29 protein-coding genes and 1 tRNA gene are annotated in these 24,631 nt (G+C 46.3%); 7 read left to right on the plus strand and 23 right to left on the minus strand.

The features are described from left to right. Positions 1 to 7: 7 nt before the first annotated feature. The 3 genes from ccpA to MHI06_RS19895 all read right to left on the minus strand — a co-directional run bounded on the left by ccpA (position 8) and on the right by MHI06_RS19895 (position 1,997). Positions 8 to 1,021: a catabolite control protein A gene (gene ccpA / locus MHI06_RS19885; RefSeq protein ID WP_169481547.1), complete on the minus strand. Its 1,014-nt coding sequence runs from the start codon at positions 1,019 to 1,021 to the stop codon at positions 8 to 10. A gap of 92 nt (positions 1,022 to 1,113) precedes the next feature. Continuing rightward, entirely contained in the window at positions 1,114 to 1,461 is a 348-nt protein-coding gene (gene ytxJ / locus MHI06_RS19890; RefSeq protein ID WP_340398859.1) for a bacillithiol system redox-active protein YtxJ, read from the minus strand. A gap of 122 nt (positions 1,462 to 1,583) precedes the next feature. Then, positions 1,584 to 1,997, minus strand: coding sequence for a hypothetical protein (locus tag MHI06_RS19895; protein WP_340398860.1), 414 nt, complete (start codon positions 1,995 to 1,997; stop codon positions 1,584 to 1,586). A 277-nt stretch (positions 1,998 to 2,274) separates the two neighbouring features. Here MHI06_RS19895 and MHI06_RS19900 point away from each other — a divergent pair, with 277 nt between their 5' ends. Beyond that, positions 2,275 to 2,799, plus strand: coding sequence for a type 1 glutamine amidotransferase domain-containing protein (locus MHI06_RS19900; protein WP_340398861.1), 525 nt, complete (start codon positions 2,275 to 2,277; stop codon positions 2,797 to 2,799). Positions 2,800 to 2,923: 124 nt separating this feature from the next. Here MHI06_RS19900 and ptsP read toward each other — a convergent pair whose 3' ends face one another. From ptsP to aroA, 4 genes are all read right to left on the minus strand, one after another. After that, positions 2,924 to 4,684, minus strand: a complete 1,761-nt coding sequence (ptsP, locus tag MHI06_RS19905) for a phosphoenolpyruvate--protein phosphotransferase (RefSeq protein WP_169481551.1) — start codon at positions 4,682 to 4,684, stop codon at positions 2,924 to 2,926. Next, on the minus strand, positions 4,681 to 6,561 hold the full coding sequence (locus tag MHI06_RS19910) for a glucose PTS transporter subunit IIA (protein ID WP_169481552.1): 1,881 nt from the start codon (positions 6,559 to 6,561) through the stop codon (positions 4,681 to 4,683). Before MHI06_RS19910 ends, ptsP begins: the two co-directional genes overlap by 4 nt. A 196-nt stretch (positions 6,562 to 6,757) precedes the next feature. Beyond that, entirely contained in the window at positions 6,758 to 7,192 is a 435-nt protein-coding gene (locus MHI06_RS19915) for a CoA-binding protein (RefSeq protein WP_127545397.1), read from the minus strand. Between the two features lie 59 nt (positions 7,193 to 7,251). Further along, the gene (aroA, locus tag MHI06_RS19920; protein WP_145151207.1) at positions 7,252 to 8,547 is read right to left on the minus strand and encodes a 3-phosphoshikimate 1-carboxyvinyltransferase; all 1,296 of its coding nucleotides are present in this window, start codon (positions 8,545 to 8,547) and stop codon (positions 7,252 to 7,254) included. Positions 8,548 to 8,653: 106 nt separating this feature from the next. Between aroA and MHI06_RS19925 the strand changes: the two genes are divergently transcribed. Beyond that, a complete protein-coding gene (locus MHI06_RS19925; protein WP_340398862.1) occupies positions 8,654 to 8,959 on the plus strand; it encodes a rhodanese-like domain-containing protein in 306 nt (101 codons plus the stop codon). A 145-nt stretch (positions 8,960 to 9,104) separates the two neighbouring features. Here MHI06_RS19925 and MHI06_RS19930 read toward each other — a convergent pair whose 3' ends face one another. The 4 genes from MHI06_RS19930 to MHI06_RS19945 all read right to left on the minus strand — a co-directional run bounded on the left by MHI06_RS19930 (position 9,105) and on the right by MHI06_RS19945 (position 13,657). Then, on the minus strand, positions 9,105 to 9,614 hold the full coding sequence (locus tag MHI06_RS19930) for a shikimate kinase (RefSeq protein ID WP_248278203.1): 510 nt from the start codon (positions 9,612 to 9,614) through the stop codon (positions 9,105 to 9,107). A gap of 314 nt (positions 9,615 to 9,928) precedes the next feature. Continuing rightward, the gene (gene gndA / locus MHI06_RS19935; RefSeq protein ID WP_169481556.1) at positions 9,929 to 11,338 is read right to left on the minus strand and encodes an NADP-dependent phosphogluconate dehydrogenase; all 1,410 of its coding nucleotides are present in this window, start codon (positions 11,336 to 11,338) and stop codon (positions 9,929 to 9,931) included. Positions 11,339 to 11,511: 173 nt separating this feature from the next. Next, positions 11,512 to 12,111: a hypothetical protein gene (locus tag MHI06_RS19940; protein ID WP_145322902.1), complete on the minus strand. Its 600-nt coding sequence runs from the start codon at positions 12,109 to 12,111 to the stop codon at positions 11,512 to 11,514. 253 nt (positions 12,112 to 12,364) lie between these two features. After that, positions 12,365 to 13,657: an MFS transporter gene (locus MHI06_RS19945; RefSeq protein WP_133385500.1), complete on the minus strand. Its 1,293-nt coding sequence runs from the start codon at positions 13,655 to 13,657 to the stop codon at positions 12,365 to 12,367. A 176-nt stretch (positions 13,658 to 13,833) separates the two neighbouring features. On the opposite strand from MHI06_RS19945, the gene MHI06_RS19950 reads away from it, so the two are divergent. Continuing rightward, positions 13,834 to 15,309: an aminotransferase class I/II-fold pyridoxal phosphate-dependent enzyme gene (locus MHI06_RS19950; RefSeq protein ID WP_062836119.1), complete on the plus strand. Its 1,476-nt coding sequence runs from the start codon at positions 13,834 to 13,836 to the stop codon at positions 15,307 to 15,309. A 208-nt stretch (positions 15,310 to 15,517) separates the two neighbouring features. Here the strand turns inward: MHI06_RS19950 and MHI06_RS19955 are convergent, their stop codons facing one another. The 4 genes from MHI06_RS19955 to MHI06_RS19970 form a co-directional block, all read right to left on the minus strand. Further along, positions 15,518 to 15,835, minus strand: coding sequence for a DUF1292 domain-containing protein (locus tag MHI06_RS19955; RefSeq protein WP_169481557.1), 318 nt, complete (start codon positions 15,833 to 15,835; stop codon positions 15,518 to 15,520). A gap of 97 nt (positions 15,836 to 15,932) precedes the next feature. Further along, positions 15,933 to 16,487: a copper amine oxidase gene (locus MHI06_RS19960; protein WP_036614723.1), complete on the minus strand. Its 555-nt coding sequence runs from the start codon at positions 16,485 to 16,487 to the stop codon at positions 15,933 to 15,935. A gap of 474 nt (positions 16,488 to 16,961) precedes the next feature. Beyond that, positions 16,962 to 17,141 carry a hypothetical protein gene (locus tag MHI06_RS19965; protein WP_017687398.1) on the minus strand — a complete coding sequence of 60 codons (180 nt, stop codon included), beginning with the start codon at positions 17,139 to 17,141 and terminating at the stop codon, positions 16,962 to 16,964. A 146-nt stretch (positions 17,142 to 17,287) separates the two neighbouring features. Then, complete coding sequence (locus MHI06_RS19970) at positions 17,288 to 17,707, minus strand: organic hydroperoxide resistance protein (protein WP_017687397.1); 420 nt, start codon at positions 17,705 to 17,707, stop codon at positions 17,288 to 17,290. Between the two features lie 258 nt (positions 17,708 to 17,965). Between MHI06_RS19970 and MHI06_RS19975 the strand changes: the two genes are divergently transcribed. Next, positions 17,966 to 19,177, plus strand: coding sequence for a chromate transporter (locus MHI06_RS19975; protein WP_340398863.1), 1,212 nt, complete (start codon positions 17,966 to 17,968; stop codon positions 19,175 to 19,177). Between the two features lie 125 nt (positions 19,178 to 19,302). On the opposite strand, the gene MHI06_RS19980 is transcribed toward MHI06_RS19975, so the two are convergent. The 4 genes from MHI06_RS19980 to MHI06_RS19995 form a co-directional block, all read right to left on the minus strand. Further along, positions 19,303 to 19,989 (minus strand): hypothetical protein, encoded by a 687-nt coding sequence (locus tag MHI06_RS19980; protein WP_340398864.1) that lies wholly within the window; start codon positions 19,987 to 19,989, stop codon positions 19,303 to 19,305. Positions 19,990 to 19,991: 2 nt separating this feature from the next. Next, positions 19,992 to 20,990, minus strand: coding sequence for a hypothetical protein (locus tag MHI06_RS19985; RefSeq protein ID WP_340398865.1), 999 nt, complete (start codon positions 20,988 to 20,990; stop codon positions 19,992 to 19,994). Beyond that, positions 20,977 to 21,249, minus strand: a complete 273-nt coding sequence (locus MHI06_RS19990; RefSeq protein ID WP_169481562.1) for a hypothetical protein — start codon at positions 21,247 to 21,249, stop codon at positions 20,977 to 20,979. The genes MHI06_RS19985 and MHI06_RS19990 overlap by 14 nt, the downstream gene beginning before the upstream one ends. A 264-nt stretch (positions 21,250 to 21,513) precedes the next feature. Then, positions 21,514 to 21,586 (minus strand) — tRNA-Val (locus tag MHI06_RS19995). A 144-nt stretch (positions 21,587 to 21,730) separates the two neighbouring features. On the opposite strand from MHI06_RS19995, the gene MHI06_RS20000 reads away from it, so the two are divergent. The 3 genes from MHI06_RS20000 to MHI06_RS20010 all read left to right on the plus strand — a co-directional run bounded on the left by MHI06_RS20000 (position 21,731) and on the right by MHI06_RS20010 (position 23,019). Then, on the plus strand, positions 21,731 to 21,988 hold the full coding sequence (locus MHI06_RS20000) for a hypothetical protein (protein WP_340398866.1): 258 nt from the start codon (positions 21,731 to 21,733) through the stop codon (positions 21,986 to 21,988). A 238-nt stretch (positions 21,989 to 22,226) separates the two neighbouring features. After that, positions 22,227 to 22,670, plus strand: a complete 444-nt coding sequence (locus MHI06_RS20005) for a GNAT family N-acetyltransferase (protein WP_340398867.1) — start codon at positions 22,227 to 22,229, stop codon at positions 22,668 to 22,670. 112 nt (positions 22,671 to 22,782) lie between these two features. Then, entirely contained in the window at positions 22,783 to 23,019 is a 237-nt protein-coding gene (locus MHI06_RS20010) for a DUF3892 domain-containing protein (RefSeq protein ID WP_017687389.1), read from the plus strand. Between the two features lie 75 nt (positions 23,020 to 23,094). Here MHI06_RS20010 and MHI06_RS20015 read toward each other — a convergent pair whose 3' ends face one another. The 4 genes from MHI06_RS20015 to MHI06_RS20030 all read right to left on the minus strand — a co-directional run bounded on the left by MHI06_RS20015 (position 23,095) and on the right by MHI06_RS20030 (position 24,463). After that, positions 23,095 to 23,376 (minus strand): hypothetical protein, encoded by a 282-nt coding sequence (locus tag MHI06_RS20015; RefSeq protein ID WP_340398868.1) that lies wholly within the window; start codon positions 23,374 to 23,376, stop codon positions 23,095 to 23,097. Further along, positions 23,360 to 23,581 (minus strand): hypothetical protein, encoded by a 222-nt coding sequence (locus MHI06_RS20020; protein WP_017687387.1) that lies wholly within the window; start codon positions 23,579 to 23,581, stop codon positions 23,360 to 23,362. Before MHI06_RS20020 ends, MHI06_RS20015 begins: the two co-directional genes overlap by 17 nt. 196 nt (positions 23,582 to 23,777) lie before the next feature. Beyond that, on the minus strand, positions 23,778 to 24,098 hold the full coding sequence (locus MHI06_RS20025; RefSeq protein WP_340398870.1) for a DUF3889 domain-containing protein: 321 nt from the start codon (positions 24,096 to 24,098) through the stop codon (positions 23,778 to 23,780). 56 nt (positions 24,099 to 24,154) lie between these two features. Next, positions 24,155 to 24,463 carry a hypothetical protein gene (locus MHI06_RS20030; RefSeq protein ID WP_340398871.1) on the minus strand — a complete coding sequence of 103 codons (309 nt, stop codon included), beginning with the start codon at positions 24,461 to 24,463 and terminating at the stop codon, positions 24,155 to 24,157. Between the last annotated feature and the right edge of the window lie 168 nt (positions 24,464 to 24,631).

Genomic DNA, 24,631 nt, shown 5'->3' on the forward strand with positions numbered 1-24,631 from the left:
ATCCCGATTAAACTACATCTGCGTGACTTACAGACAGACGAAGAATCGTTTCATGCGGCAAAATAACCCGTGGGTTCTCCACATTTTCCTTCTTCATCAGCTTGGTCAGCAAACGCATTGCTACCGCGCCAAGATCGTACATTGGCTGAGCCACTGTCGTCAACTGAGGACGCACCATGGAAGCCATACGGATGTTATCCACACTAATAATGGAGAAATCATCCGGTACTTTCAGGCCTTCATCCTGAATGCTGTGAATGGCACCAATCGCCATTTCATCTGTTGCAGCAAAGATCGCCGACGGTTTCTTCTTCAGTCCGAGGAAATACTTCATTGCTTCCACACCTGATTCATAACGATAGTTACCAATACGTACCAGATCCTCTTGGTATTCCATGCCTGCTGCTTCCAGTGCTTTCTTGTAACCTTGGAAACGAGCATATCCATTCGCAGGATCTTGCAGTGTACCACTGATCATTGCGATTTCCTTGTGTCCATGACGAATCAAGGTGTTTACCGCGTCAAACGCAGCTGCCTCATGGTCAATATCCACAGAAGGGAATGATCCCTTCTCATCACTCGTTGCACAAAGTACGATCGGCACAGCCGCAGACTGGAACGCCTGAATGTGTTCGTCCGTTACTGTTCCGCCCATGAAGAGCAGTCCGTCTACTTGTTTTTCAAGCAGAGTGTTAATAACACGAATTTCTTTTTCTTTCTTCTTATCCGCATTACACAAAATAATATTGTAGTGATACATATTCGCAATATCTTCAATTCCGCGGGCAATCTCCGCGAAGGTTGAGTTCGAAATATCCGGTATAACGACCCCGACCGTGGTTGTCTTCTTGCTTGCCAGACCTCTGGCTACCGCATTTGGACGATATCCCAACCGCTCGATGGCTTCATATACTTTTTTCCGCGTTTGCGGTTTGACATTAGGGTTATTATTAACTACCCGTGATACCGTTGCCATAGACACTCCAGCTTCACGTGCCACATCATAAATGGTTACCGTCACAGTACTTCTCTCCATTACCAGTAAATTTTCATACCATTTTCATTAAGATTTATATTACGACAAATTTTTGCATTAATCAATTAAAATAGGCTTTAGGACTCACTCAAAACATTCGTAAGTGTGGCGCTAGTAATATCTGAATGGGAAGTATGCCATACAGGAATTCCCTTTTTGATCAGGATCGCCTGTGGAGATTCGTGCTTAACACCCAGCTTGTCAGCTGCTTCATTGGATACCGAGCGATCTTCCACAACATAGATGATGCCATATTTCACTTGTTCATTGGGATTGTTATGCAAATAATCGTTCATCTCCTGATAAGCATTTGAGCTGATCGGGCAGCGTGTACTGTGCTTAAACAGAAGCAAGGGTTGATCCTTGGTAGCCTCCACTGCGGAGTTTAGCTGTTCAATACTTGTCATTTTAGTCATGTCAGCCATTAGATATACATCCTCCTTTACCAGGAATACCGCTATGTTGAGCGTTTTCACTCTTCGATATCTTAACAAAAAGTGCGCGAAAAAGCCAATTTTCATGAAAACAAGCATTTTACACGTCAAAATTAGACAGCATTCGAGAAGTACTCCTGCCACACAAATCCCGATAATTGACTTAATCTGCGCTCCGTGGTCTCCATCCACGCTGCATCTCCAGACTTCGTTGCGTACCCCATAATGTCCAACAGCAGATTGATACGTTCCTCAACCGCTTGCTGCATTCGATATTCCATCTCCCGATCCGTCGCATCCGGCCAGGCTAGCAGTTGTTCATGAAACAGATCTGCCAGTTCATTCCGTTCACCAAAAGATACGTCCTGCTTCACGGGTTGTTCACCCAGTGTGCTTATGCATTCTGTTAAGTCCGGCTTGACCGGCGGAAGCACTTCGTATGATACACAGTCTGTACACGCAAATACAGGAACGTTTCGAATCTCCACCTTTTTGGCGTATACCACTGTTCTTAACTCCAACTCCATTACATGTCCACATCTGCACGACTTGCGCACAACCATCACCTCATTCGTTCTATACTCTTATATAAGTACCATTCGACCTATTTCGGCTCAAATCCTGCTGCAAATCAGAGGTTGCACAAATTACCACTCCCACCAGAAGAAGGTTGTCGAATGCAGGTAGCCCTTGACTTGTAATCGCTTCCTCAAAAGTGAATATGCACTTCCATGAACTCCCACGGAGAATCTGTTACAATTAAAGACGCGACATCCCTAATCACCGCAAAAAGGAGAGATGGATATGAGATTAACCGGTAAAAAAGTCATCGCTCTGGTCGATGAAGAATTCGAAGATCTGGAATTGTGGTACCCTGTGCATCGTGTTCGTGAAGAAGGCGCAGAGGTGCATCTGGCTGGAGAGAAAAAAGGAAAAACCTATATTGGCAAATATGGTGTCCCTGCTGAAGCTGAATACAGTTTCGATGAACTCGACAGTTCACAGTATGATGGTATTCTCGTGCCAGGCGGCTGGGCGCCGGACAAGCTGCGTCGTTATCCCAAAGTACTTGAGCTTGTGAAGGAAATGAATACAGACCGGAAACCGATCGGACAAATCTGTCATGCAGGTTGGGTTCTGATCTCCGCCAAAATTCTGGACGGAGTAACGGTAACCTCTACACCAGGCATTCGGGATGACATGGAAAATGCAGGTGCCATCTGGAAAGATGAAGCGGTTGTTGTTGATGGACATATCATCTCAGCGCGTCGTCCACCTGACCTTCCACCTTACGGTAAGGCATTTTGTGATGCACTCGCTGACAAATAAAAATAACCCCGTTGTGCTTGAGATCAGCACAACGGGGTTATTTTACGATCAGAAGTTTCTCAACAACAATTTATCACAAATGCAAATATATTAACTTAAAGGTATTTATATCCAATTATCTGTTTCATGATGCATTCGAACCACTTTGTTCGTCTGGACTACCTGTGGAATCATTAAAAACCTGTAGGCGCTCCTCAATATCTCCACTGGTTCGCAAGGCGAAGCACTTACGAGCTTCTTCTTTGGCTGCCGATGCCGTTGTGTTCAGCACTCTGTGTTTCACACGCAGCAGGGATTGTGGAGACATACTCAAGTGGCGAATGCCAAGCTCCAACCAAAGCGGAATGGCACGTTCGTCCCCTGCCATCTCTCCGCACACACTAACATCAATTCCGGCCGTGTGAGCCGCATCTGCTGTGGCACGAAGCATCCGTAGAACAGCCGGATGATACGGATGATACATATGGGCAATCTGTTCGTTCATTCGATCTACTGCCAATACATATTGAACCAGATCGTTTGTACCAATACTGAAGAAATCCGCTTCCTCAGCGAGCAGATCTGCAATCATCACCGCTGCTGGAACTTCAATCATGATCCCCACCTGAATGTGAGGATCATATGACAGTCCCCGCTCGTCCAGATCGGACATCGCCTCACGAAGAATCTCATTGGCCTGCTGAAGCTCTTCCACCGATGAGATCATCGGATACATGATTTTGACATTACCGGCAGCACTGGCACGCAGAATGGCTGTAAGCTGTGTTTTGAACAGATCCTTGCGGTCCAGACTAATCCGAATGGCACGGTAACCCAGAAACGGATTATCTTCCTCTGGCAGTTCAAAATAATCGAGTTGCTTGTCACCACCAATATCCAGTGTACGAATGACAACGGATTGGCCTGCTGTTTTCTCTGCCACAAGGCGGTATACCTCATACTGTTCTTGCTCACCTGGGAACGTAGCCCGATCCATATACAGGAACTCTGTCCGGAACAAACCTACGCCCTTCGCTCCATGTTTCAAAGCCATGTCCAGTTCCTTCACGGAACTGATATTGGAAGCAAGATGTAATACGGCCCCGTCTTTAGTTACGGCATCTACCGTAGCAAGCACTTGAAGTTGTTCCTTTTTCTTCAGTTGCTTACTGCGCAGCATCGTATACCGTTCAATTGTCTTGCGGTCCGGATCGGTAAATACCAAACCATTGTCACCATCTACCACAAGCATATCCCCTGTCTCTACCGGCATGCCAAGACTCGCTTCCAGACCGGAAACGAGAGGAATGCCAAGTGCACGAGCCATAATCGCAGAATGTGATGTTTTCCCACCAATCAAGGTTACAATACCTAGCACATGAGTGGGATTCAGATGTGCCAGTTGAGATGGCGACAACTCTTTCGCAACGAGTACATAAGGCTGGGTATCCGAAGGAAGTGTAATCTCGGGTGCGCCGAGCAAATGCTTGAGCAGACGGTTACCCACATCCTTGATGTCAATAGCCCGCTCCTTCATATACTCATCTTCCAGCAGATCAAACATCGTGACAAAATGGTCAATGGCTTCTTTGACCGCCACTTCTGCCGCCTTGTATTGACGTTCGATAATGCCGCGAATTTCGTTCATGAATACCGGATCTTCGAGGATCGCCAGATGTGCATCAAAAATACTGGACTCCTCTGGACCAACGACTTCCTTGAACTCATTTTTGATATATTCGATCTCATCCTTTGATGTCCGTATGCCCTCATACAGCCGTTCGAACTCCTGGGCGAGATCCACCGAGTCCATCTTCTGATCCGGCAGATCCCATTCCCAACTGGGCAGGACAAATGCTTTGCCGATGGCTATGCCTGCAGCTCCGTTGATGCCTTGTATCTTCATTCTACCCCTCCAACGTTCCTGTCATAGAGCACCACGGACATAACGGATGCCTGACCTTTCTTAACTTGCTTAAATGGAGCAAAACTCCATGATTTTACACGATCCGGATTCGTAATTACCATTGGTGTTGTCAGTGACGCCGCTTGCTCGCGAAGTACTGCCAGATCAAACTTGATCAACAACTGCCCTGGCTCCACCGTATCGCCCTCCTGAACAAAAGCTTCAAAATGGCCTTTCAACTGAGAGGTATCAATGCCGATATGCAGCAACACCTCAAGCCCTTCCCGGGTGGAAATACCCAGGGCATGCATGGTCGGGTACAAGTGCATAATCGTTCCATACACGGGTGAGACCAGCTCTCCCTTTTCCGGAACAAAGGCTACACCATCCCCAACAAGCTTGGCTGCAAAGATCTGATCCGGCACCTCTTCGATCGGTAGCATTTTACCCTGAACGGGGGCACAGAACAGAACCTGTTGCAGATCTCTTTCTAGCAACTTCGCAATTTCTTCCCGAATCAATTCCGAGTAGGTACCGAATACCACCTGTACGTTACCGCCACCCAGCTTGATTAGTCCAGCGGACCCCATACTCTTCATGGCACCCGTGTCGATCAGGCGGTCATCATGAACAGTCAGGCGAAGTCGCGTAATACAGGCTTCAACCTGCACAATGTTACCTTTTCCACCCAATGCTTCGAGAATCAAAGGTGCCTGATAAGGAATGTTACCTACCCAATCTTCCAACATAGACCCCTCTTCACGTCCTGGTGTTGGTATCTTGAACGTACGAATCGCCCATCGGAAAAGGAAGTAATAGACCAGCCCATATAGTATGCCAACCGGAATGAGCTTCCAAGCATTCTCCGATAGATGGAAATTGAGTATGTAATCAATAATACCTGCGGAGTAAGAAAAGCCGTGCCGGATGTCGAGCCAGTAGCTAATCCACATGGCAACACCGGACATGACTGCATGCACGATGAACAGATAAGGTGCAGCGAACAAAAAAGCAAACTCAATCTGCTCCGATACCCCGGTCAGAAAACAAACGAGTGCCGATGTCAGAAAGGTTTTCTTGATTTTCGGTTTCAGATCTTCCCTGGCTTCCTGAATAATAGCGAAGGCTATTGCCGGAATGGCGAACATCATGATGGGAAATAAACCCGCCATAAAGAATCCTGCTGTTGGATCACCTGCAAAAAATCGAGGCAAATCCCCTTGCACAATGTTACCATCAGGCGTTTCAAACGTCCCTAACTGGAACCAAAACACATTGTTAAGCAGGTGATGAAGCCCGAAAGCGACCAGCACCCTGTATAACACCCCGTAGATGAACAGTCCAAACCCCCCGAGACTGTATTCCCAAGTGGCGATGGCGTTCAATCCATGCTGCAGGATCGGAGCAAGCCATAACATAAAACAGGAGAACAGTGCCGAACAGAGTCCAACAATGAGTAAAACAAACCTTGACCCCCCGAAGAATTGTAAAATTTCAGGTAGTTTAATGCTTTTAAAGCGATTATGCATTCCCCCGGCAAGCGCGCCGAGTATGATTCCGATTAAGGAAGCGGGCTGAACGGTGCCGTCGCCGAAGTTGCGAGTCACCTGATCATATATCACGATACCAGCCAGCGCAGCGAGTCCCGCTTGTCCGGCCTGGTTGGAGAGTCCCAGCGCTACACCGACAGCGAACAGATACGGTAAGAAATAAAAAATACCGTGTCCGGCCACGGTAGACACTTCACCGACAACATCCAATCCCCAGGCGTCCCAAGGCAGACTGCCAACACTGAGCAAAATTGCGGCGGCGGGCAGGACCATTGTAGGCAGCATTACCGCTCGTCCGAGCTGCTGCAAGGATCCGAGCCAATTCATGGCGACCTCTCCTTTCTATCCTAGATGGTAAGCTTTACACAACGTTTTGTCAAAGCAAAACAGTAACCAATTGGTAATTAATACAGCAAAAATGGAACAGAAAAAATCCCGTCAACTTCAAGTTAACGGGATTCATCCTATAATCATTCAATTGGGTGAGATCAGGAGATCATCCGATCACAGGTGAACGAGCCTCTCAGCCGCGTCCAGCGCCGCGCAGAACGATGGAATCCTCTACCTTGATACAACGATTCGTTACCGCTGTCATGCCGTTCTCTGCAGCAATCTGGACCGCTTCATCACTATGGATGCCAAGCTGCAGCCACAGCACATTCGCTTTGATGGCGGCAGCGTCACGAGCTACATCCGCGCAAAACTCTTCGCGACGAAACACATTGACGATGTCTACCGGCTCTGGAATATCCGCGAGTGTGGCATATACCGTCTCTCCAAGGATTTCACCTTGCACCTGTGGATTAACCGGGATGATGCGATAGCCTCTGCTCTGCATGGCTTCAGCTACCATATAGGAAGTGCGATCCGATTTGTCTGATAAGCCGACGACTGCGATGTTGCCTGCATTGCGCAAAAGTTGTCCAATTTCTTCACGAGTAGGGTTGTTAAATTCCATGTTCAAGCACCATCCTTTTCTGATTAAAGTGCGTGTTCAAAAGACAGGTTTTCAGTTATTTACTCTTTTACCCATTGAACCGAGGCGCCAAGCGCCTGCAAATGATCGAAATATTGCGGATAAGACTTGGCTACATGGTGTGCATCCCGAATACGAAGTGGTTCCTTGGAACGCAGGCCAACGACTGTAAGCGCCATAATTACGCGATGATCGTAATGAGCGTTAATCTCAACGCCACCTTCGACGCCTTCCGGACGCCCGTGTACGATAATCTCAGCCTGACGCTCTTCGACGTTCGCTCCTGCCTTTCGCAGCTCGTTCAAATAATCGGTGATTCGGTCACATTCCTTGTAACGCAGGTTCTCTACATTATAGAACCGTGAGGTGCCTTCCGCAAACACAGCTGCGGCTACCATAGCCAAAACGGCGTCCGTCGCGGCATCCCCGTCGAATTCGATCGCTTTCAGTCTGCCATTGCCTTGAACGTGAACGACATCGTTCTCATGTGTCAACGGTACTTCCATCATGCGCAACACGTCAACGATGGCACGTTCACCTTGTTTGCTCTGCTCCATCAGGCGCAGAATTTTCACATCAGACTGTGTAACCGCTGCTGCGGCAAGAACCGCTGCTGAGCCAGGGTAGTCCCCTTGAACCGTGTAGGTTGTTGGTTGGTAAGCCTGTCCACCTGGTACACGGAAGGACATGTAATCATCACTTGCATGGATAACGATGCCTGCCTGCTCCAGCACTTCCAGCGTCTGTCCGATAACGACCTTGGACTTCAGGTCATTCAGCACTTCAATGGTGCTGTCTTCTGCAAGCAAAGGTGTAACAAACAGCAATGCGCTCAGATATTGGGAGCTGACGGAGCCGGATACACGAATGTGTCCACCCTTGGCATTGCCACCTTTGATCGTAATCGGCAGGCGTCCTTGTTCATGTTGTACTTCTACACCCAGTTGACCCAGCGCATCGATCAGGTCATCATGTGGCCGTTTGCCCAGAGAATCCGGGTACGTATTCACAAAAGTAACTTCAGGGCAGAGCGCTGTAACGCCCATCAGGAAACGAAGTACAGCACCTGCATTCCCTACATTCAATTCACGCACATCACGGGGATGACTGCCAAAGCCCTGGATCACAATCTTGCTGTCGTCTTCTTCAAGCACTGCCCCCAGATCGCGAATACATCTACGCATGGCGTCACTGTCTTCACTGTGTGCCGGGAAATGAATGGTACTTGTACCTTCTGCCAGCGCAGCAGCCAGCAAATAGCGAGTCGTGTAGTTTTTGGAGGACAGAGCTCCGATTTCCCCGTTCAGGGTAGGGGTTGGTTTAACAATAACGTCCATGGATGAAATTCTCCTTCATTGATTATATTGTGGCCAAATTGACATTCCGTGCATCGCTTGGGTATCATTATAGGCGTTAAGTCCATACAGAAAAGAGGACCTGAATATGACACAAATAGCTGAAATTGAAACATCTGAGCTGCGCCGCCGTTTACAGGCAGGAGAGAAGCTGCAGATGATAGACGTCCGCGAGGACGATGAAGTGGCACAAGGCATGATCGAAGGAGCCAAGCATATCCCGCTTGGACAGATTCCGGACCGACTGTCTGAGATTGATAAGTCAGGCGAGATCGTAATCATCTGTCGTAGCGGTTACCGCAGTGAACGTGCCTGTGAATATCTGCAGCAACTCGGATATGAAGGCTGTACGAACATGATTGGCGGCATGCTTCAATGGCAACAGGAAGACTAGAGAAACTCGGAGCGGAGCAAAGTCATTGTAACCTAGTGACCTCTACTCTACTCTACTCTACTCCACTACTAGAAACGGGCCATATGGCCCGTTTTGTTATATCCGCCACCTATCTATCAACCAACAAACTTCGACGATCACAAGCTTAGACGCGGTAATGCACTAAAATTAAACGAGTCACTTCAGCAGCGGATAACTCCGTTGTATCCACCGTATAATGCGCGAACCGATATGCGTCTTTCCGTTCTTCCATAATCGTTTTGATACGTTCCTCTGCATTGCCTGCAAGAAGCGGACGATTGTCACAGCCGCTAACACGTTCTACAATCACTGCTGGATCAGCAGTCAGGGCAACAACCCAGCCATTCTTCGACATCACGTCACAATTATCCGAACGCAGCACCACGCCACCTCCGGTCGCAATGACCTGTGACTTTTTCTCCAGTACCGAGCACAACATACGGCTCTCGGCATCACGGAAATACGTCTCTCCCTTGTCAGTGAACAGTTCTGGAATCGTACAGCCTTCCTCTTTTTCCACCGCGGCGTCCACATCAATCAATCGGTAGCCAAGCTCGCGTGCAAGCATGTCAGCGACGGTTGATTTGCCAGTTCCCATCATGCCGATGAGAATAATATTGTTAGACTTGCTCAAGGTGTACACTCCTTTAATTCAAGCAATTCGTGAGCACTTTTGTCCTATCATAACACAGCCCTGCGGACTGGGAAAGACCATCTCCTTACCGACTTCCTTTGGACCATCCGCAAGCACTTTTTAGGCCCCCAACATATCAATCGGTAAACATCCAACAACCTAACGAACTCCAATGAGCTTATTCATAAAAAAGAGGCCTGGCGTTAACCGGCAATCACCGGAACACCAAACCTCTTTATGAGCCTTTCAACAGGCCAAAGCTGCCACCTAAAGGGGCACTAGCCATATCTGATCGACTCGTATATGCGGTGGTACTACTCCATCCAGTTGTGGTGGAAGCTGCCTTCTTTGTCTACACGTTTGAATGTGTGAGCACCGAAGTAGTCACGTTGTGCTTGCAGCAAGTTGGCTGGCAAACGCTCCGTACGGTAGCTGTCGTAGTAAGACAATGCGCTGGAGAATCCAGGTACTGGAACACCTTGTTTTACAGCAGCCGCTACAACTTCACGCCATGCGCCTTGATAAGACTCAACGATGTTTTGGAAGTACGGATCCAAGAGCAGGTTTTTCAGTGCTGCGTCTTTATCATAAGCTTCCTTGATATTTTGCAAGAACTGCGAACGGATGATGCAGCCGCCGCGGAAGATCATGGCAATGTTGCCGTATTTCAGATCCCAGCCATACTCATCGGAAGCTGCACGCATTTGTGCAAATCCTTGTGCGTAGGATACGATTTTACTTGCAAAGAGGGCTTTACGCACGCTCTCGATAAATGCTTTTTTGTCACCGGAGAACGCTTCAGTCGCTGGTCCATTCAGGATTTTGCTAGCTGCTACACGCTCGTCCTTCATCGCAGACAAGAAACGGGAGAATACGGATTCTGTAATCATGGACAATGGTACGCCGAGATCCAGCGCGCTTTGGCTTGTCCATTTACCTGTTCCTTTTTGTCCAGCCGCGTCCAGAATAACGTCAACCATTGGTTTGCCGGTTTCCGGATCATATTTGGAGAAGATATCTGCCGTGATTTCGATCAGGTAGCTATCCAGCTCTCCTTGGTTCCATTCCGTAAAGATTGCATGAAGCTCTTCAACGGAAACGTTCAATACGGATTTGAGCAAGTGGTACGCTTCACCAATCAACTGCATGTCTCCGTACTCGATACCGTTATGCACCATTTTCACATAGTGTCCGGCACCGTCAGGTCCAATATATGTACAACATGGATCGTCACCGACTTTGGCCGAGATTGCCGTCAGAATCGGTTCAACCAGTTTATAAGCACTTTCCTGTCCACCTGGCATGATTGAAGGGCCTTTCAATGCGCCTTCTTCACCACCGGATACACCTGTACCGATGAAGCGAATGCCTTTGTCTTCCAACTCTTTGCTGCGACGTTGCGTGTCAGGGAAGTATGCGTTACCTCCATCAATGATGATGTCGCCCTCATCCAAGTGAGGAAGCAGTTGTTCAATGGTAGCGTCGGTCGCTTTGCCGGCTTGTACCATGATCAAAATTTTGCGCGGGGATTCCAGGGATGCTACGAACTCTTCAATGGAGAATGAGCCTGTCAGGTTTTTACCTTCAGCTTCTTTCAGAAGATCATTGGTTTTCTCCGGGGAACGGTTATATACCGATACCGAGAAACCTCTGCTTTCAATGTTAAGGGCCAAATTTTTGCCCATGACAGCCAGGCCAATTACGCCGATTTGTTGTTTTGTCATCTGGTCCTCCATCCTTTGCTCCAATTAATTTTATTGAAATAAATTCTCAACAATACTCCTATTTTAACGGTTTTATGTATAGAAGTGAACCCCGTGGCATAGTTACGCAACGAGAAAACACCCCAATCTGCTGAGGTGTTCATCGTATTTTCATAAATACGGCCTTGCTTTCATCAACCTTCCAACATTAACAGATGTCCGGACAGCTGTTTTAAGACTTCACGACAAGCATTGGCTTTTTCAATATTATCCATCTGCATGGCGGTGTACAGGCGCTCCAGCTCATCATCCACTTCCATGCGCAATAACATGAGTCGCTCCTCGCCTTCGCGAGAGAGGAACATTTCTTCCATCTCTTCCGCCGTCGGCGCAGGTTCCTTTTGAAAAATGACACGCTGTTTGAACCCAGACACTTCCACGAGCCGAATGACTTCACCGAATAAAATGTTCTCCACGGTCATCTGCTGATCCTTGAACCGCTTCACAACCGCATGCCCGCGTGTATCTCCAATCAGCTTCTCAAGCCACTCTGCCAGCTTCGCGTCCTTGATAATATAATCACCTGTCATCTTGTAGTTCCCACTGCGTGTCTGTTGAAAACGGAGCTTTACCAGCTTACGGCCGGTACGGACAGACAGGATAAAAAAGGATTCGTCCTCGCTCCAATATAGTGAATACCCCTCACGAATAAGGTCTTTAATCAAATTTTGGATATGCCGACGGTTGAACCGCAGCTCCAGATTGCAATATTCAACTTCATAACTCTTATTCACGGCACTCCCTCCATCTGTACCGGAATTGCTCCGGCCCTCGTCTTCAATCGCTTCTACTCAATCGGCTTACCCTATTTTATACTTCATTTTATGTAAGGGTACTTGGTTATTTGACTATTTTTCACCGAAAGAGCCGCAGGATTGCAGCTTTCCGCAGGAGCACAGGGGCAAGCCCCCGATTTTCATGACATTATGGACGCGAAAAAGGGAGCTCCACAACCACGAAGGTTGACGGAACTCCCTTTTCTGTTGCTTATTTGGCCGGAGCAGTACGGAACGGATTCCGAGATAATACAAAATGCACGACGGCAAGTCCTGCCATGACGATGGCACTGCCGATGAATGGAGCCGGATGGCTAACATGGTCCCACAGCAGTCCGGATACAATGGGGCCTACGACCATACCTGATCCTTGCAGTGTAAGGAAAAATCCCCAGATCGCTCCCCGCTCCCCTTTGGGAATCAGTGTAGCTACAAAAGCATTCCAGGCTGGCAAAATCATGGCGTAACTGATCCCCACCAGCATGACAACACCGAACACCACGGGAATGGATGTTATGGAAGAAAACGCGAACAGACTCGCTGCCGCCATCAAAAAACCAACGTTCAGGAACGGTTTCGTGCCGAACCGGTCTACCATTTTACCAACAGGCAGCAAGGCAATAACGGTTATTCCACCACCCGCAATCAGCAACAAACTGTAAAGGTTCGGTGAGATGTGCAGATCTGTGCGTGTATATAGCGTGATTACTGGACTGAGCAGCCCGATGACAAACGACTGCATAAACAATGCAGGATACACGAGTGGATTAACATTAAGTGTGCTGCGTACCCGTTGCAGTGTGCCCTTTACACTCTTTTGCAGCCGTATGAACGGCGTGAGCAGATTCGGTTTGGCAGGATATTTCACATCACTATTTTTCGCTGCTTGCTCGGCATGCTCTCCTTCAACAATGACACGTCCAGGCAGAATCATCGCTACCAGGATAACCAGTATAGCGCATCCCATCAGCACGAGGAATATAGTTCGATAATCATGATGCGTACGCTCCAACAGCCAGTTCATGCCTATAGGTCCAAGCCCCGTTCCGCCGAGAGCAGCCATCTCCAGCGCCCCCATTGCTGTACCATTCTTGTTCTGCGGGCCTGACATCGCCGTCACCCCTGTCATGGCGCAAGGCCAGAGTGGTGACGTACCAATGCCAAGAATGAGACAGGCCATGGCCAGTCCAAAGGCACTTTTGAGAAAAAGGATCATAATAACAGCGATTAAGGTACAGATTAATGCTGTAACCATCGTTGCACGAAAACCGATCCGTTCTGCGGCCCAGCCGGAAGGTGCCCGAAACAGATTATCTCCAAGATATTGAAGGGCAAAGGCCACACCGATAACACCAGCGGACAGGCCCAGTATATTGTCCATATACACAGGCAGAACAGCTACCAACAAGGCCCCTTTGATAATTTCAACTAGAAAAAGTGTCAGCCACATCGCGATAAAAAATGGTGATCGCAAAATTTTGGCTGGTTTTGTGTCGGTTTGCATTCTTTTTCCCCTTTCGGCGTTCATTAACCCATCCCCTATCCTTAGTGTAACCCTGGGGAATGTGCCCAAATCTCGGCAATTTAAAAAATTGTCGATTATACTGTTGCATTCGGTTCTTAATTTGCTATACTCATCTTTGTTTACCAATTTTATTAGGAAGGGTTGTGACAGCACTGATGAATCACCACCGTACGCCGCTGTTTACCGCTTTAAAAAATCATGCGGCACTCAATCCGGTACAGTTTCATATTCCGGGCCATAAAAAAGGATTGGGAGCGGATACCGAATTCCGTGAATTTATTGGCGATAATGCCTTCTCCATAGATTTGATTAACATCGCACCGCTGGATGATCTTCATCAGCCAACGGGTGTCATTCAGGAAGCACAGATCCTGGCAGCAGATGCCTTCGGAGCAGATTATACCTATTTTAGTGTACAAGGCACAAGCAGTGCCATTATGACCATGATCCTGTCTGTATGCACACCGGGCGACAAAATTATTGTGCCCCGTAATGTGCATAAATCGGTTCTTTCGGCCATTATTTTTTCAGGCGCCAAACCTGTATTTGTCTCACCTTCACAAGACGTCAATCTAGGTATTGATCACGGAGTGACCACACAGTCTATCCGTCGCGCACTTGAGCGTCATCCAGATGCCAAGGCATTGCTCGTGATTAACCCGACCTATTACGGTGTAGTTACCGATCTGAAAGAGATTGTTGAGCTGGCACACAGCTATCAAGTCCCTGTGCTTGTTGATGAAGCACATGGCGTACTTATTCATTTCCATGAGGATCTGCCGTTGTCAGCGATGGCAGCAGGTGCCGATATGGCTGCAACCAGTGTTCACAAGCTTGGTGGCTCCATGACACAGAGCTCCGTACTCAACCTGAACACAAAGAACGGGTTCGTGAATCCACAACGTGTACAGACGATCTTGAGCCTTCTCACTTCAACATCAACTTCATATATTTTGCTCGCTTCACTCGACACATCCAGACGTAATCTGGCACTCCACGGTCGTGAAATTGCTCAGAAGGCGATTGAATTGGCTGAGTTCGCCAGACGTTCGATTAACGATATGGATGGACTGTATTGCTTCGGCAAAGAGCTGCTGGGTACAGAAGCTACCTTTAACTATGATCCCACCAAAGTAACGATTCATGTCCGCCATCTAGGCATTACAGGATATGAGACAGAGAACTGGCTGCGTGAGCATTACAACATCGAGGTCGAACTTAGTGATATGTACAATATTCTGTGTCTCATCACGCCAGGAGATACGGATGACAGCGTAGATATCTTGCTGAACGCTTTGCAGGATCTCTCCCGTACCTATTATCAAGTGAACCCGGCCCATGAACTGGTGGTTAAAGTTCCGGATATTCCACAGTTGATGCTGACTCCACGGGACGCATTCTACGGTGACACCGAAGTCATTCCGTTCAAGGAATCCGCAGGACGTATTATTTCGGAATTCATCTATGTCTATCCGCCAGGAATTCCGATTCTGTTACCGGGTGAGGTTATTACCCAAGAGAACATCGACTACATCATCGACCATGTCGAAGTTGGATTGCCTGTCAAAGGACCCGAAGATCGCAGCGTAACCAACGTTAAAGTGATTGTGGAAGCCGATGCTATTTTCTAGAACAACCCCATTTGTGCTGTAAATGGGATGGACTTAAAGGACCAAGCCTTAAGCTTGGTCCTTTTTTATTTTATGGGACAATCGAGTTTGCATTTTCCCGTCTATTTCGTCATTCGAACCGTCCATGAAAATACTCGTCTACCTCTTGAAAACAAACAAAAGGCCCCCTGAAATCAAGGAGCCTTCATGTTATGTTCCAAAAGAATGACTATTCTTGTGATGCAACGAGTTCGTTGTAAGCCGCTTCAACGCGGTTCCACTCTTCTTCGTCTTCAATATTGTAGAGCACCATTTCCTCGTCTTCTTCTTCCATACGCAGGATGATGCCGTCAGCTTCAGGATTGTTACGTTCCAGCAGGAGCGCATAAACATGCTTCTCCACGTCAAACGTCTCCACCAAAACCATCTCCACGTCTTGGCCGTTCTCGTCTGTTAATGTGAGAAGGACTTCTTCATGCTCGTGTTCGTGGTCGTGGTCTTGCCCGCATCCGCAGCCATCGCCGTGTTCATGTGTGTGATCGCTCATTGAAATACCTCGCTTTATAAATAGAAATTGTGTAACCTTGCATATCGTAACATGTTCAATGACCCAGGTCAATTTAACTCACAGGGTAATTTTCGCTTCAATCGTTCAGCGCTGTAATGATTTTCTCCGCTACCAGGACGTAGCTGCTGTTTGCATTTTCTTTAATATGAAAGCCGACTTGGTACTTGCCAGCACGACTGAAATCGTACGTAAAATCATATGTGCGGAACCAGAAGTTATCCTTCTGGGTCGTAAGCTCCTGAGACTGGATATCCTTCACCTGACCGCTCGGGTTAGTGATCGTTACTTTCACGGCAGCTACATCTGCTGTTAAACTGTCCACTTGTGAAAATACATTGAATTTCAGCTTACCTACGTTAACGTTGCCAAATACAGTGTCTCCCTTGAAGAGAAAAATATGTACATTCGGTTTGATCACCGTTACTCTCTTGTTGCTGCTATCCCATTTGACGACGCCTCCGGCTTCTCTTACAGGTACATAGGTCGTTCCATCAATTAGATAACCTCCATCAGCTGCTTCCTTGCCGTTAATGAGAACTCGAATCTTCTCGTTCACCGAATCCGCAAACAATAAAGACCCGCCGAGCAAGGAGAATACCGTGACACAAAGCAATATTCGTTTCCATTTCATCCCGTCAATATTCCCTCCCCTGCTGCTAGCTGTTGTACATTTATACTGCAGAGTCATCCACAAAGTTGCGCTGTTTTTCATCATTTTTCATTTTTTATCCAGAATTTTTTCCACCCCTTGGAATGCTCAAAAAGAGGCGATCCTCATTAAAGGATGCCTCTGTCCTATTATTGTTATATATACGGGATTATACGAAGAGTTACGAAGAAGTATGGCGGGTCAATATACAGGGAACGCCCTTGCCTAATGCCCCTTCAATTCTCATACGTGCAGCATAATCCATTCCTCGCGTACATGGTGTCTTGCATCTCTCACATACATCCGAAGTGACCAACTTCATGGATACACGAATTTTGTCACTCTTTAACGCGGGAGCTTTCTTTCCTTTTGCCTTTGCCATCCCGGATTCCCCATTTCCCCAAGTGCTTACTGATGTAATGCATCATATGGGGATTCGCCCGGTTGTGTGTCTATTTAGAAAACGTATTTAAATAATAAAAATATGACAAGGAGGATACCTCCGAGAATGAGCCAGTTGCTGATTTCATACCAAATGCTCTTGCCTCCGGACAGGTATTTCTGTTCATTCTCCTGATGACGCTGACGATGGGTATCGGTCTCAGAGCCATGGGGTGGTTTGCTAAAATCCATCATAAGTACATTCCCCTTTCAGCAGTTTTGTGTAATCTTAATACCATTATAACCCACAATTGAGTATGGAATTGATTTTTATGCATAAAACACCAAAAAAGCCTCCGATTTCTCGGAGGCTTCTTATCAACAACAAATAGTATCAATGATTACGCGAGTTCCACGTTAACATTCACGTTTCCTTTGATTCCTTTGGAATATGGGCAGTAGTCATGGGCAAGTTTCACAAACTTCTGTGCTGTTTCTTCATCCAGACCAAGGATTTTAACTTCCAAATCTACTTGAAGTTTCACGCCGTTATCCTCAGAGTCCGTCACCAACATTACCGTTGCAGCTACAGTACTTCTTTCAATTTCAACTTTGTGTTTCTTCAATTGAAACTCCAGGGCGGAGTTAAAACAAGCACTATACCCTGCTGCAAACAACTGCTCCGGATTGGTAGCTGTCGTCACTTGTCCTCCAAGTTCAGGCGGTGCAGCAACATCCAACATAAACACGTTATCTGGAGATTGTACGATTCCTTGACGTCCGCCTGTATTGATGACTGTTGTTTCATATAATGTTTTCATTTGTGAAAACTCCTTTAGTTAATTAGATTTATTTTTTGACTAAATTTCGATCTCTCTTTTATCGCTAACAATTACATTGTACACAATTAAATTGTGTATGTAAATAGTTTGTGTTAAAAAATAATATAGTTTAATGCTGCGTTTAAATGAATGACGATGAGGATGATTATAATATAGCTATCTGTAGAGAAAATTGTCCTTCCTTAACTGACATCCATCGGATAACCTAGGTCGAACCGTTAAGGAGGAATAACACGTTTGGAGAATAATTTATTTCTAACCCCGGACAAGCCCAAACATAAAGTCAGAGCACTTTCTGAGGTGTTGGCTGTATCAACCAAACTCGGCCTGACTTCATTTGGAGGACCGATCGCTCATCTTGGTTACTTTCATGAAGAATATGTTGTCCGTAGAAAATGGATGGATGAACGAAGCTATGCAGATTTAGTTGCGCTATGTCAATTTTTGCCCGGGCCTGCCAGCAGTCAAGTCGGGATTGGAATTGGCATCATCCGGGGCGGTTTGCTGGGGGGACTAACAGCTTGGTTAGGTTTCACATTTCCTTCTGTCATTGCGTTAGTTTTGTTCGCTTTCCTTCTACAAGGATTTGATATCAGCCATACTGGCTGGATTCACGGCCTTAAGATTGTTGCTGTAGCTATTGTTGCTCAAGCGATATTGGGCATGGGGCAAAAACTAACTCCTGACCGTTACAGGGCAACCATCGCTATCTTCACTGCAGCGTCGACTCTTGTGTGGCAGACTGCGTTCACTCCAATCCTTTTTATTGTTATTGCAGGTATGGTAGGCATGATCCATTTCAGAAAAATGACAGGTACTAAGACAGTAGACTTGTCTATCCCAGTGAGTCGTAACTTGGCAATATTCTGTTTGGCTACGTTCTTTGGAATCCTAATTCTTCTACCGGTATTCACACCATTTGATCGTTCGGGATGGCTGTTATTCTTTGATAGCTTCTACCGTTCAGGATCACTTGTATTTGGTGGAGGGCATGTTGTACTTCCGTTACTGGAACGTGAATTCGTCCCTACAGGTCTGATCAACAAGTCCGACTTTTTGGCAGGATATGGAGCAACGCAAGCTGTTCCAGGACCATTGTTCACCTTTGCTGGTTATTTAGGAGCGATGATGCGTGGGGTTACGGGTGCTTTGGTCGCAACGATCGCTATCTTTTTGCCAGCGTTCCTTCTGATCGTAGGAGCATTACCCTTCTGGAATTCTTTATGTAAAAGCTCAAAAATTCAAGGAGCATTTATCGGAATTAATGCAGCCGTTGTAGGTATTTTGTTGGCTTCGTTGTACGATCCGCTTTGGACAACTTCGATCCTAACTCCTGTTGATTTTGCACTGGTATGCATGTTGTTTCTAATGCTCGTTTTTTGGAAAGTACCACCCTGGATCGTTGTCATTACTGGTGCAGCAGGCGGTACAATCATGAACTTTCTCTAAATAAAAAAGGTACCCAAACACTGCACTTCTTTTTCAAAGCGTCCGTGTTTAGGTACCAAATTACTGCAAGTATGTCTTTTTACCGATGCATGCAGATAATCTATTTATTCTCTTCGTCATTCCAATTAGTTACTCCAGATATCCACTTTCATCTGTGCACACTTGAAATACTTGGCCTCTGCCGGGCTTGTTGTCAGCTTCAACAGACATTGTAGGTTTCCATGTTGGAATATCCCGCCACTGAGGTCAGCAGCAACACCACCATACTGGTCATCCGCACCAAGCCATACAGACGGTCTCTCGAACCCAGCTGAGAACTGTAATCCGGTGCAGAGCAGCACAGTCAGGTTCTTACGGTTCTGTGCCTCATCTCCTGCTACGCCATGTGTGGTGAAGAACACCATGTTTTGCTTGAAATCGGTGTACGTTCCATCTGCTTTATAGGCACGAACCATACCATACTTCTGATTCACGTTCTGAAAAAACGTGATTCCAGCCTTGCTATCCTTCGATTTAATACCAAGCTGAACAGAAATTCCAATGTTCCCGTTCAATTGGAGCGCTTCCAAGGTAACTGCAATTGCGGTTACTTTCGAGCTGTCAATCAGATGTTTCATTTTTAACTCTGCCGAAGCTCCTGCCGTTGCCGGTGTTGTAACTGTAATGGTTCCTCTGTCGGGCAAAGGCTCAAACGTAGACGTTCCCACCACCTCAAGCCAATCCGGTAACGTTCCGAGAAGAAAATCGGCCACAAGCTGTTTGTGGACCTTTCCAAAGGGCACGATCTGACCCGCTGCATCACGTATAACCATCTCTACACCTCCACCGAATAGGCTACGCCGATATTATGATCGGTATTGTAATACACGTACACTACACCGTCCATAACGGACACCATCATGGATTGCATGTTCGTCGTTTCCCAATTCAATGCCGGAAAATGTATATCTGAAGGTTTGTCCAGCAGTTGACGAAAATCTGTGCTGATCTTGGCAATGGCAGGCCGAGCTACGGTCGTAACTCCACCTGAAGCATAAGCCGATAACATGCCGAGCCACCACATGCTCCCTTTGTACATAAATACACCAGCATTGGGTCTCGAAATGTTTTCTCCCGCAGTTAAAGTGGCATCATTACCACCCATTAATGGTCTAGGATCAGCTAGCCAGCTGCGCCCATCATGAGAATGCCAGATACATTTACGGCCAAAGTCACCGCCGCCCATCACCGAGAAACCGATCCATTTGCCGCCATTTCTAAAGCATGAGAAGTATCCTGTATGACCATCACCTGGGAAACCTGGAGGTTTGTCCAGAATCAAACCCACTCTTGTCCAGTTGATCATGTCTACAGAGGTCGCGAGTGCCGTCGATTGATTGATCCCCAGTCCGTTTTGTTGATAATACATGAAGAATAATTGTTCAACATCGTTCCAGATTACAAATGGTGTTTCCGTCGAATTCCCAACCACAGTATCCAGATATATCTGTCCGTGTTTGGTCCATGGTCCTGTTGGGCTGTTCGAGTAGGCTAGTCCAATTCCTCCGATGTTATTATGATTGGTAGAATACGTGGCATAATAATCCGCCTTGGCATCAGTAATAAGCCCCTTTACCTTGATCGCCCGGAACCAATAGATCGATTGTAGCCCCGCCATTGCAGCGGTATACATAGGATTGTCCATCTTTTTATCAAATTGAGGTGTGTACATCCGTCTGGATTCTGCATCGCAATAATCGTATGGCGCAATAGCCCTATTCGCCTTCATCGCTGCATCGAGTGCTGCCTGAGCAATATTATCAGTCATAGACATGAGAACTCAACTCCTTCGTGAGCAGGGTATTACCATTTACCGGTGACGAATATAAACTATCCGAAGTGTCTTTTAATAGGATTGAACAATCAACAACATTACCCACATTCGTAGCTGGTTCCTGAGTAATACGAATGATAGGGCGAATATCAGCATTATATGAATACGCTTTCATTTTGTTGATTCCTTTACTTCTCTTACCGTTGTGATTAGCAAACCTCCTTTTCATAGGCACGCCCGGATAATGTTGATCCTTCATATTAATCCCTCCTATTGTTTTCTCCCGATAAGTATATTCATGAAGTTGCCTTTATGTTAAAGCATCATGCCCATCTTGCAGCCTAATATTCCAAAATGAGCTATGAATCATTTAGAACAATCGCCGAACAAAAAATGAAAAGAAATCTGGAAAACTTATTCTATTCTCTATTACTAAAACTTCTGTCCCCAAAACTTATTTTACGCCTTCTTCACAGTTCATAAAAAAAGAAAAGAAGCCTTACATCGTAAGGCTTCTCATGTATGATCTGTAGTGGGCTCGAACCACTGACCCCTACCCTGTCAAGATAGTGCTCTCCCAGCTGAGCTAACAGATCATGATATATAATTGTTTCCCAATCAAGTAACAGTATCATATCAAGTAACCGTGTTCATTGTCAATAATTTATTTGGTTATAATTCACCCGAAATGGTGCACAATAAAGGAAAGATTACCATTTCTACAGCGAGGTGAATTCCCTATGAGAAACATAACAAAACGTCCACCCCTCAATAAATATACATTCACCAAATGCTTCTTCCCCTTCGTTGGGCTTATGGTTCTGATTACAACCGTTACGGGTTGCAGCTTGGAGCGGGATGAACATACGGTACAATTCCAACAATTACAGCAGCCTAATGAAAATGGTGATTCTCTGCCTGTCTGGTTAGACGTGTACTCCAAATCTGTGATTCAAGATGTATATTCTCCGCGAGGGAGCAGTGAAGTCTTACCGTGAAGGTTAACAGGTGAATTACTCATCTTCATCCCACTTCCGTGAATATGCTTTCTTGGTCACGTAATACAACAGAGCAATCATTCCCGCCGACATTAGCAATGTAATTACCATAATGCCTGCCATGCCCATCGCCAGCCCCTCCTCTCCCAATATGTTCCATACTTAACTATACAGGAAAAGCATTTTTTTGTATAATTCAGTCTGATATGTCGCGCAAGAGCAGAAAGAAGGAATGGAATTGGCAGCTGAGATTAGTTATGTAACGACGGAAGAACAACTGGAGCAAGCCTTGGGGATTCGCCATCACGTTTTTGTGATCGAGCAACAGGTGCCTGCTGAGATTGAGATTGATCAATATGATGTCATCAGTCCGGATGTGCATCATGTATTGTTATGTACGGATGGGCAGGCTGTGGCCACGGGGCGTCTGATCTATTACAGCAAGGATACGGCCAAGATGCAGCGGATCGCGGTACTTGAGTCTCATCGTTCATTTGGTTATGGAAGTGTGCTTCTGTTGGCCATGGAGGAGCGGGCTCGTGAACTCGGCTTATCCTATTCTATACTGGATGCTCAATGTCAGGCTCAGAAATTCTATGAAAAACTGGGCTATGAAGTGATTTCGGAAGAACCTTTTTATGATGCAGATATTCTGCATGTTCGTATGAGAAAAAGCCTGTAAAACCTCGGGTTGGCAGGTCTTTATCAGCATATGGTGCATACTTCCGATGAATTCGGATAGGCTAATCAGGTAAACAGATTCCTATCTCGTCATATAAGGAGAGTGTGACATCATGGATCAAACGACACGCGAGAGTTTCACAGCAGTACAGAAAAATGGCGACGGTGACCTGACGGCCTTTCAGACTTCAGCAGGACGTGTACTGGATTACCAACAGGCACTTGCAGAAGTAAAAGCTGGGGCTATTGCCGGCGTGAATGTATTTAAAGGTAAGGATGGAGAAATGTACATTCGCGGCGATGCCGACGGCGACCCAACCAATAACCTGGATCAACTTCCCCATTTCTAAAATAGATGCACACCTCGTACGTGTGACATAGTAAGCGCCGATCCGGTTATCCGGGTTGGCGTTTTCTTATTATGACTAGTAGTCCGTAAAATATTTTACGGAATCCCCGGCAGGCTGGCTTTTGCGAATCGGCTGTTGTACCTGTTCCCATGCCTGCAAAATCTGTATACCTTCGAGAGTAGAATGGTTATCCCACGCGATATGCCCGGTCCGTTCAAGCTCCAGCAATGACTCATGAATAAATGCTTTACTTCGTCCCGTCTTGTTCTCCAATTCATCCATACGCGGCAACCGGCGCCGTTGTCCTGCATAGTTCACCATAATTCGCAAAATCTTGCGTTCAAAGTCGTTCAGCATACTTTACCTCCCCGTTCAGATCCGTAACAGGACGCCATGCCAGAATACCTTGCTCCAGAAATGTTCGGGGTGAGCCTTCTTTTCCTGCTGATGCCCTAATCATCCCGCCACGTACACTGTTAATTCGAATCTGTCGCTGCGTGATCTGCCCTGCACGATCCATGTAGACAAGCTCCACCATCTGGCCAATATATTTCCCTAGCATAATCATCCCTCCGATAAGAACATTTGTTTGTATTTATTATTATATGCGAACATAAGTTCTTTATTCAATAGTAAAAAAAGGATTTTGTAAAATAAAAAAACCAGACTTTCACCTTAAAGATTAAGGCAGTCTGGTTCAACCCATAGTGTAGCTAATGTGAAAACAATGTATTGTACTCACTACGTTCATTAACGGATCAGTGTCGATCCGATTCCGAAAATTGTACTTTTTTCAATTGCTGTGTAGACGGATTAAAATCAACATTCACATAGACTGCGAACTGCTTGCCGTCTTTTGCACGAACCCATAACTTAAACTGTTCCCGTGATTCGTTCGCTGTTAGAGAGGTGCGACCGATATGCTTGTAGTCCAAAATATCCACATTATATTTGGTTTGTGTTTCTTTGACCGCGATAATTCCCCACTTCGCATAATCAGGGATAGCGGCGCCTGTTCCTGATGTAATTCCAGCCAAACTCAGGACTACCGACATGACGGTAACGATGAGCATTCTCATTTCACTCACTCCTTGGGACAATATGTTTCTGTTATATTGCCCGTCCGGGTTTTATTTTACACGAATAAACGAAAGATCCAGGCCAGTGGCCGTAGGGAAAAAGGAACCACATGAACAAGTCGGTCAAACGAATCAGGAGGCTCCGTCCGCAAACTCATTCCCCAATCACCCGAGAGAAAGTGTTGTTGAGTCTGTGGTTCCTGAGGACGTTCCAACCCGTATTTCTTTTCGAGCAATTGCCTCGTTTCTTCATCCACCTGAACCTCATTTGTAACGACATATGCTGTGACAGGCTCGCTGCTTATGTACATCAGAATCATTAGAAACATCAAAATCCACACCATTTTTATCCAACGTTTGTTCATCTCTTACTCCTTTGAAAAATCATGGTTCTCTTGTAACTGGAAGACTCGTTTGAGTGTTTGATTATACATAAAATTCACCGTATTGGAAATAACAAAAGGGAGAAGATATGAGGTGAATTCACGATCTGAAACCCTACACGATCTGCAATACCACTATGAGGAGGTTAC

The sequence above is a fragment of the Paenibacillus sp. FSL H8-0079 genome, from assembly GCF_037991315.1.
Taxonomy (GTDB): Bacteria; Bacillota; Bacilli; order Paenibacillales; family Paenibacillaceae; genus Paenibacillus.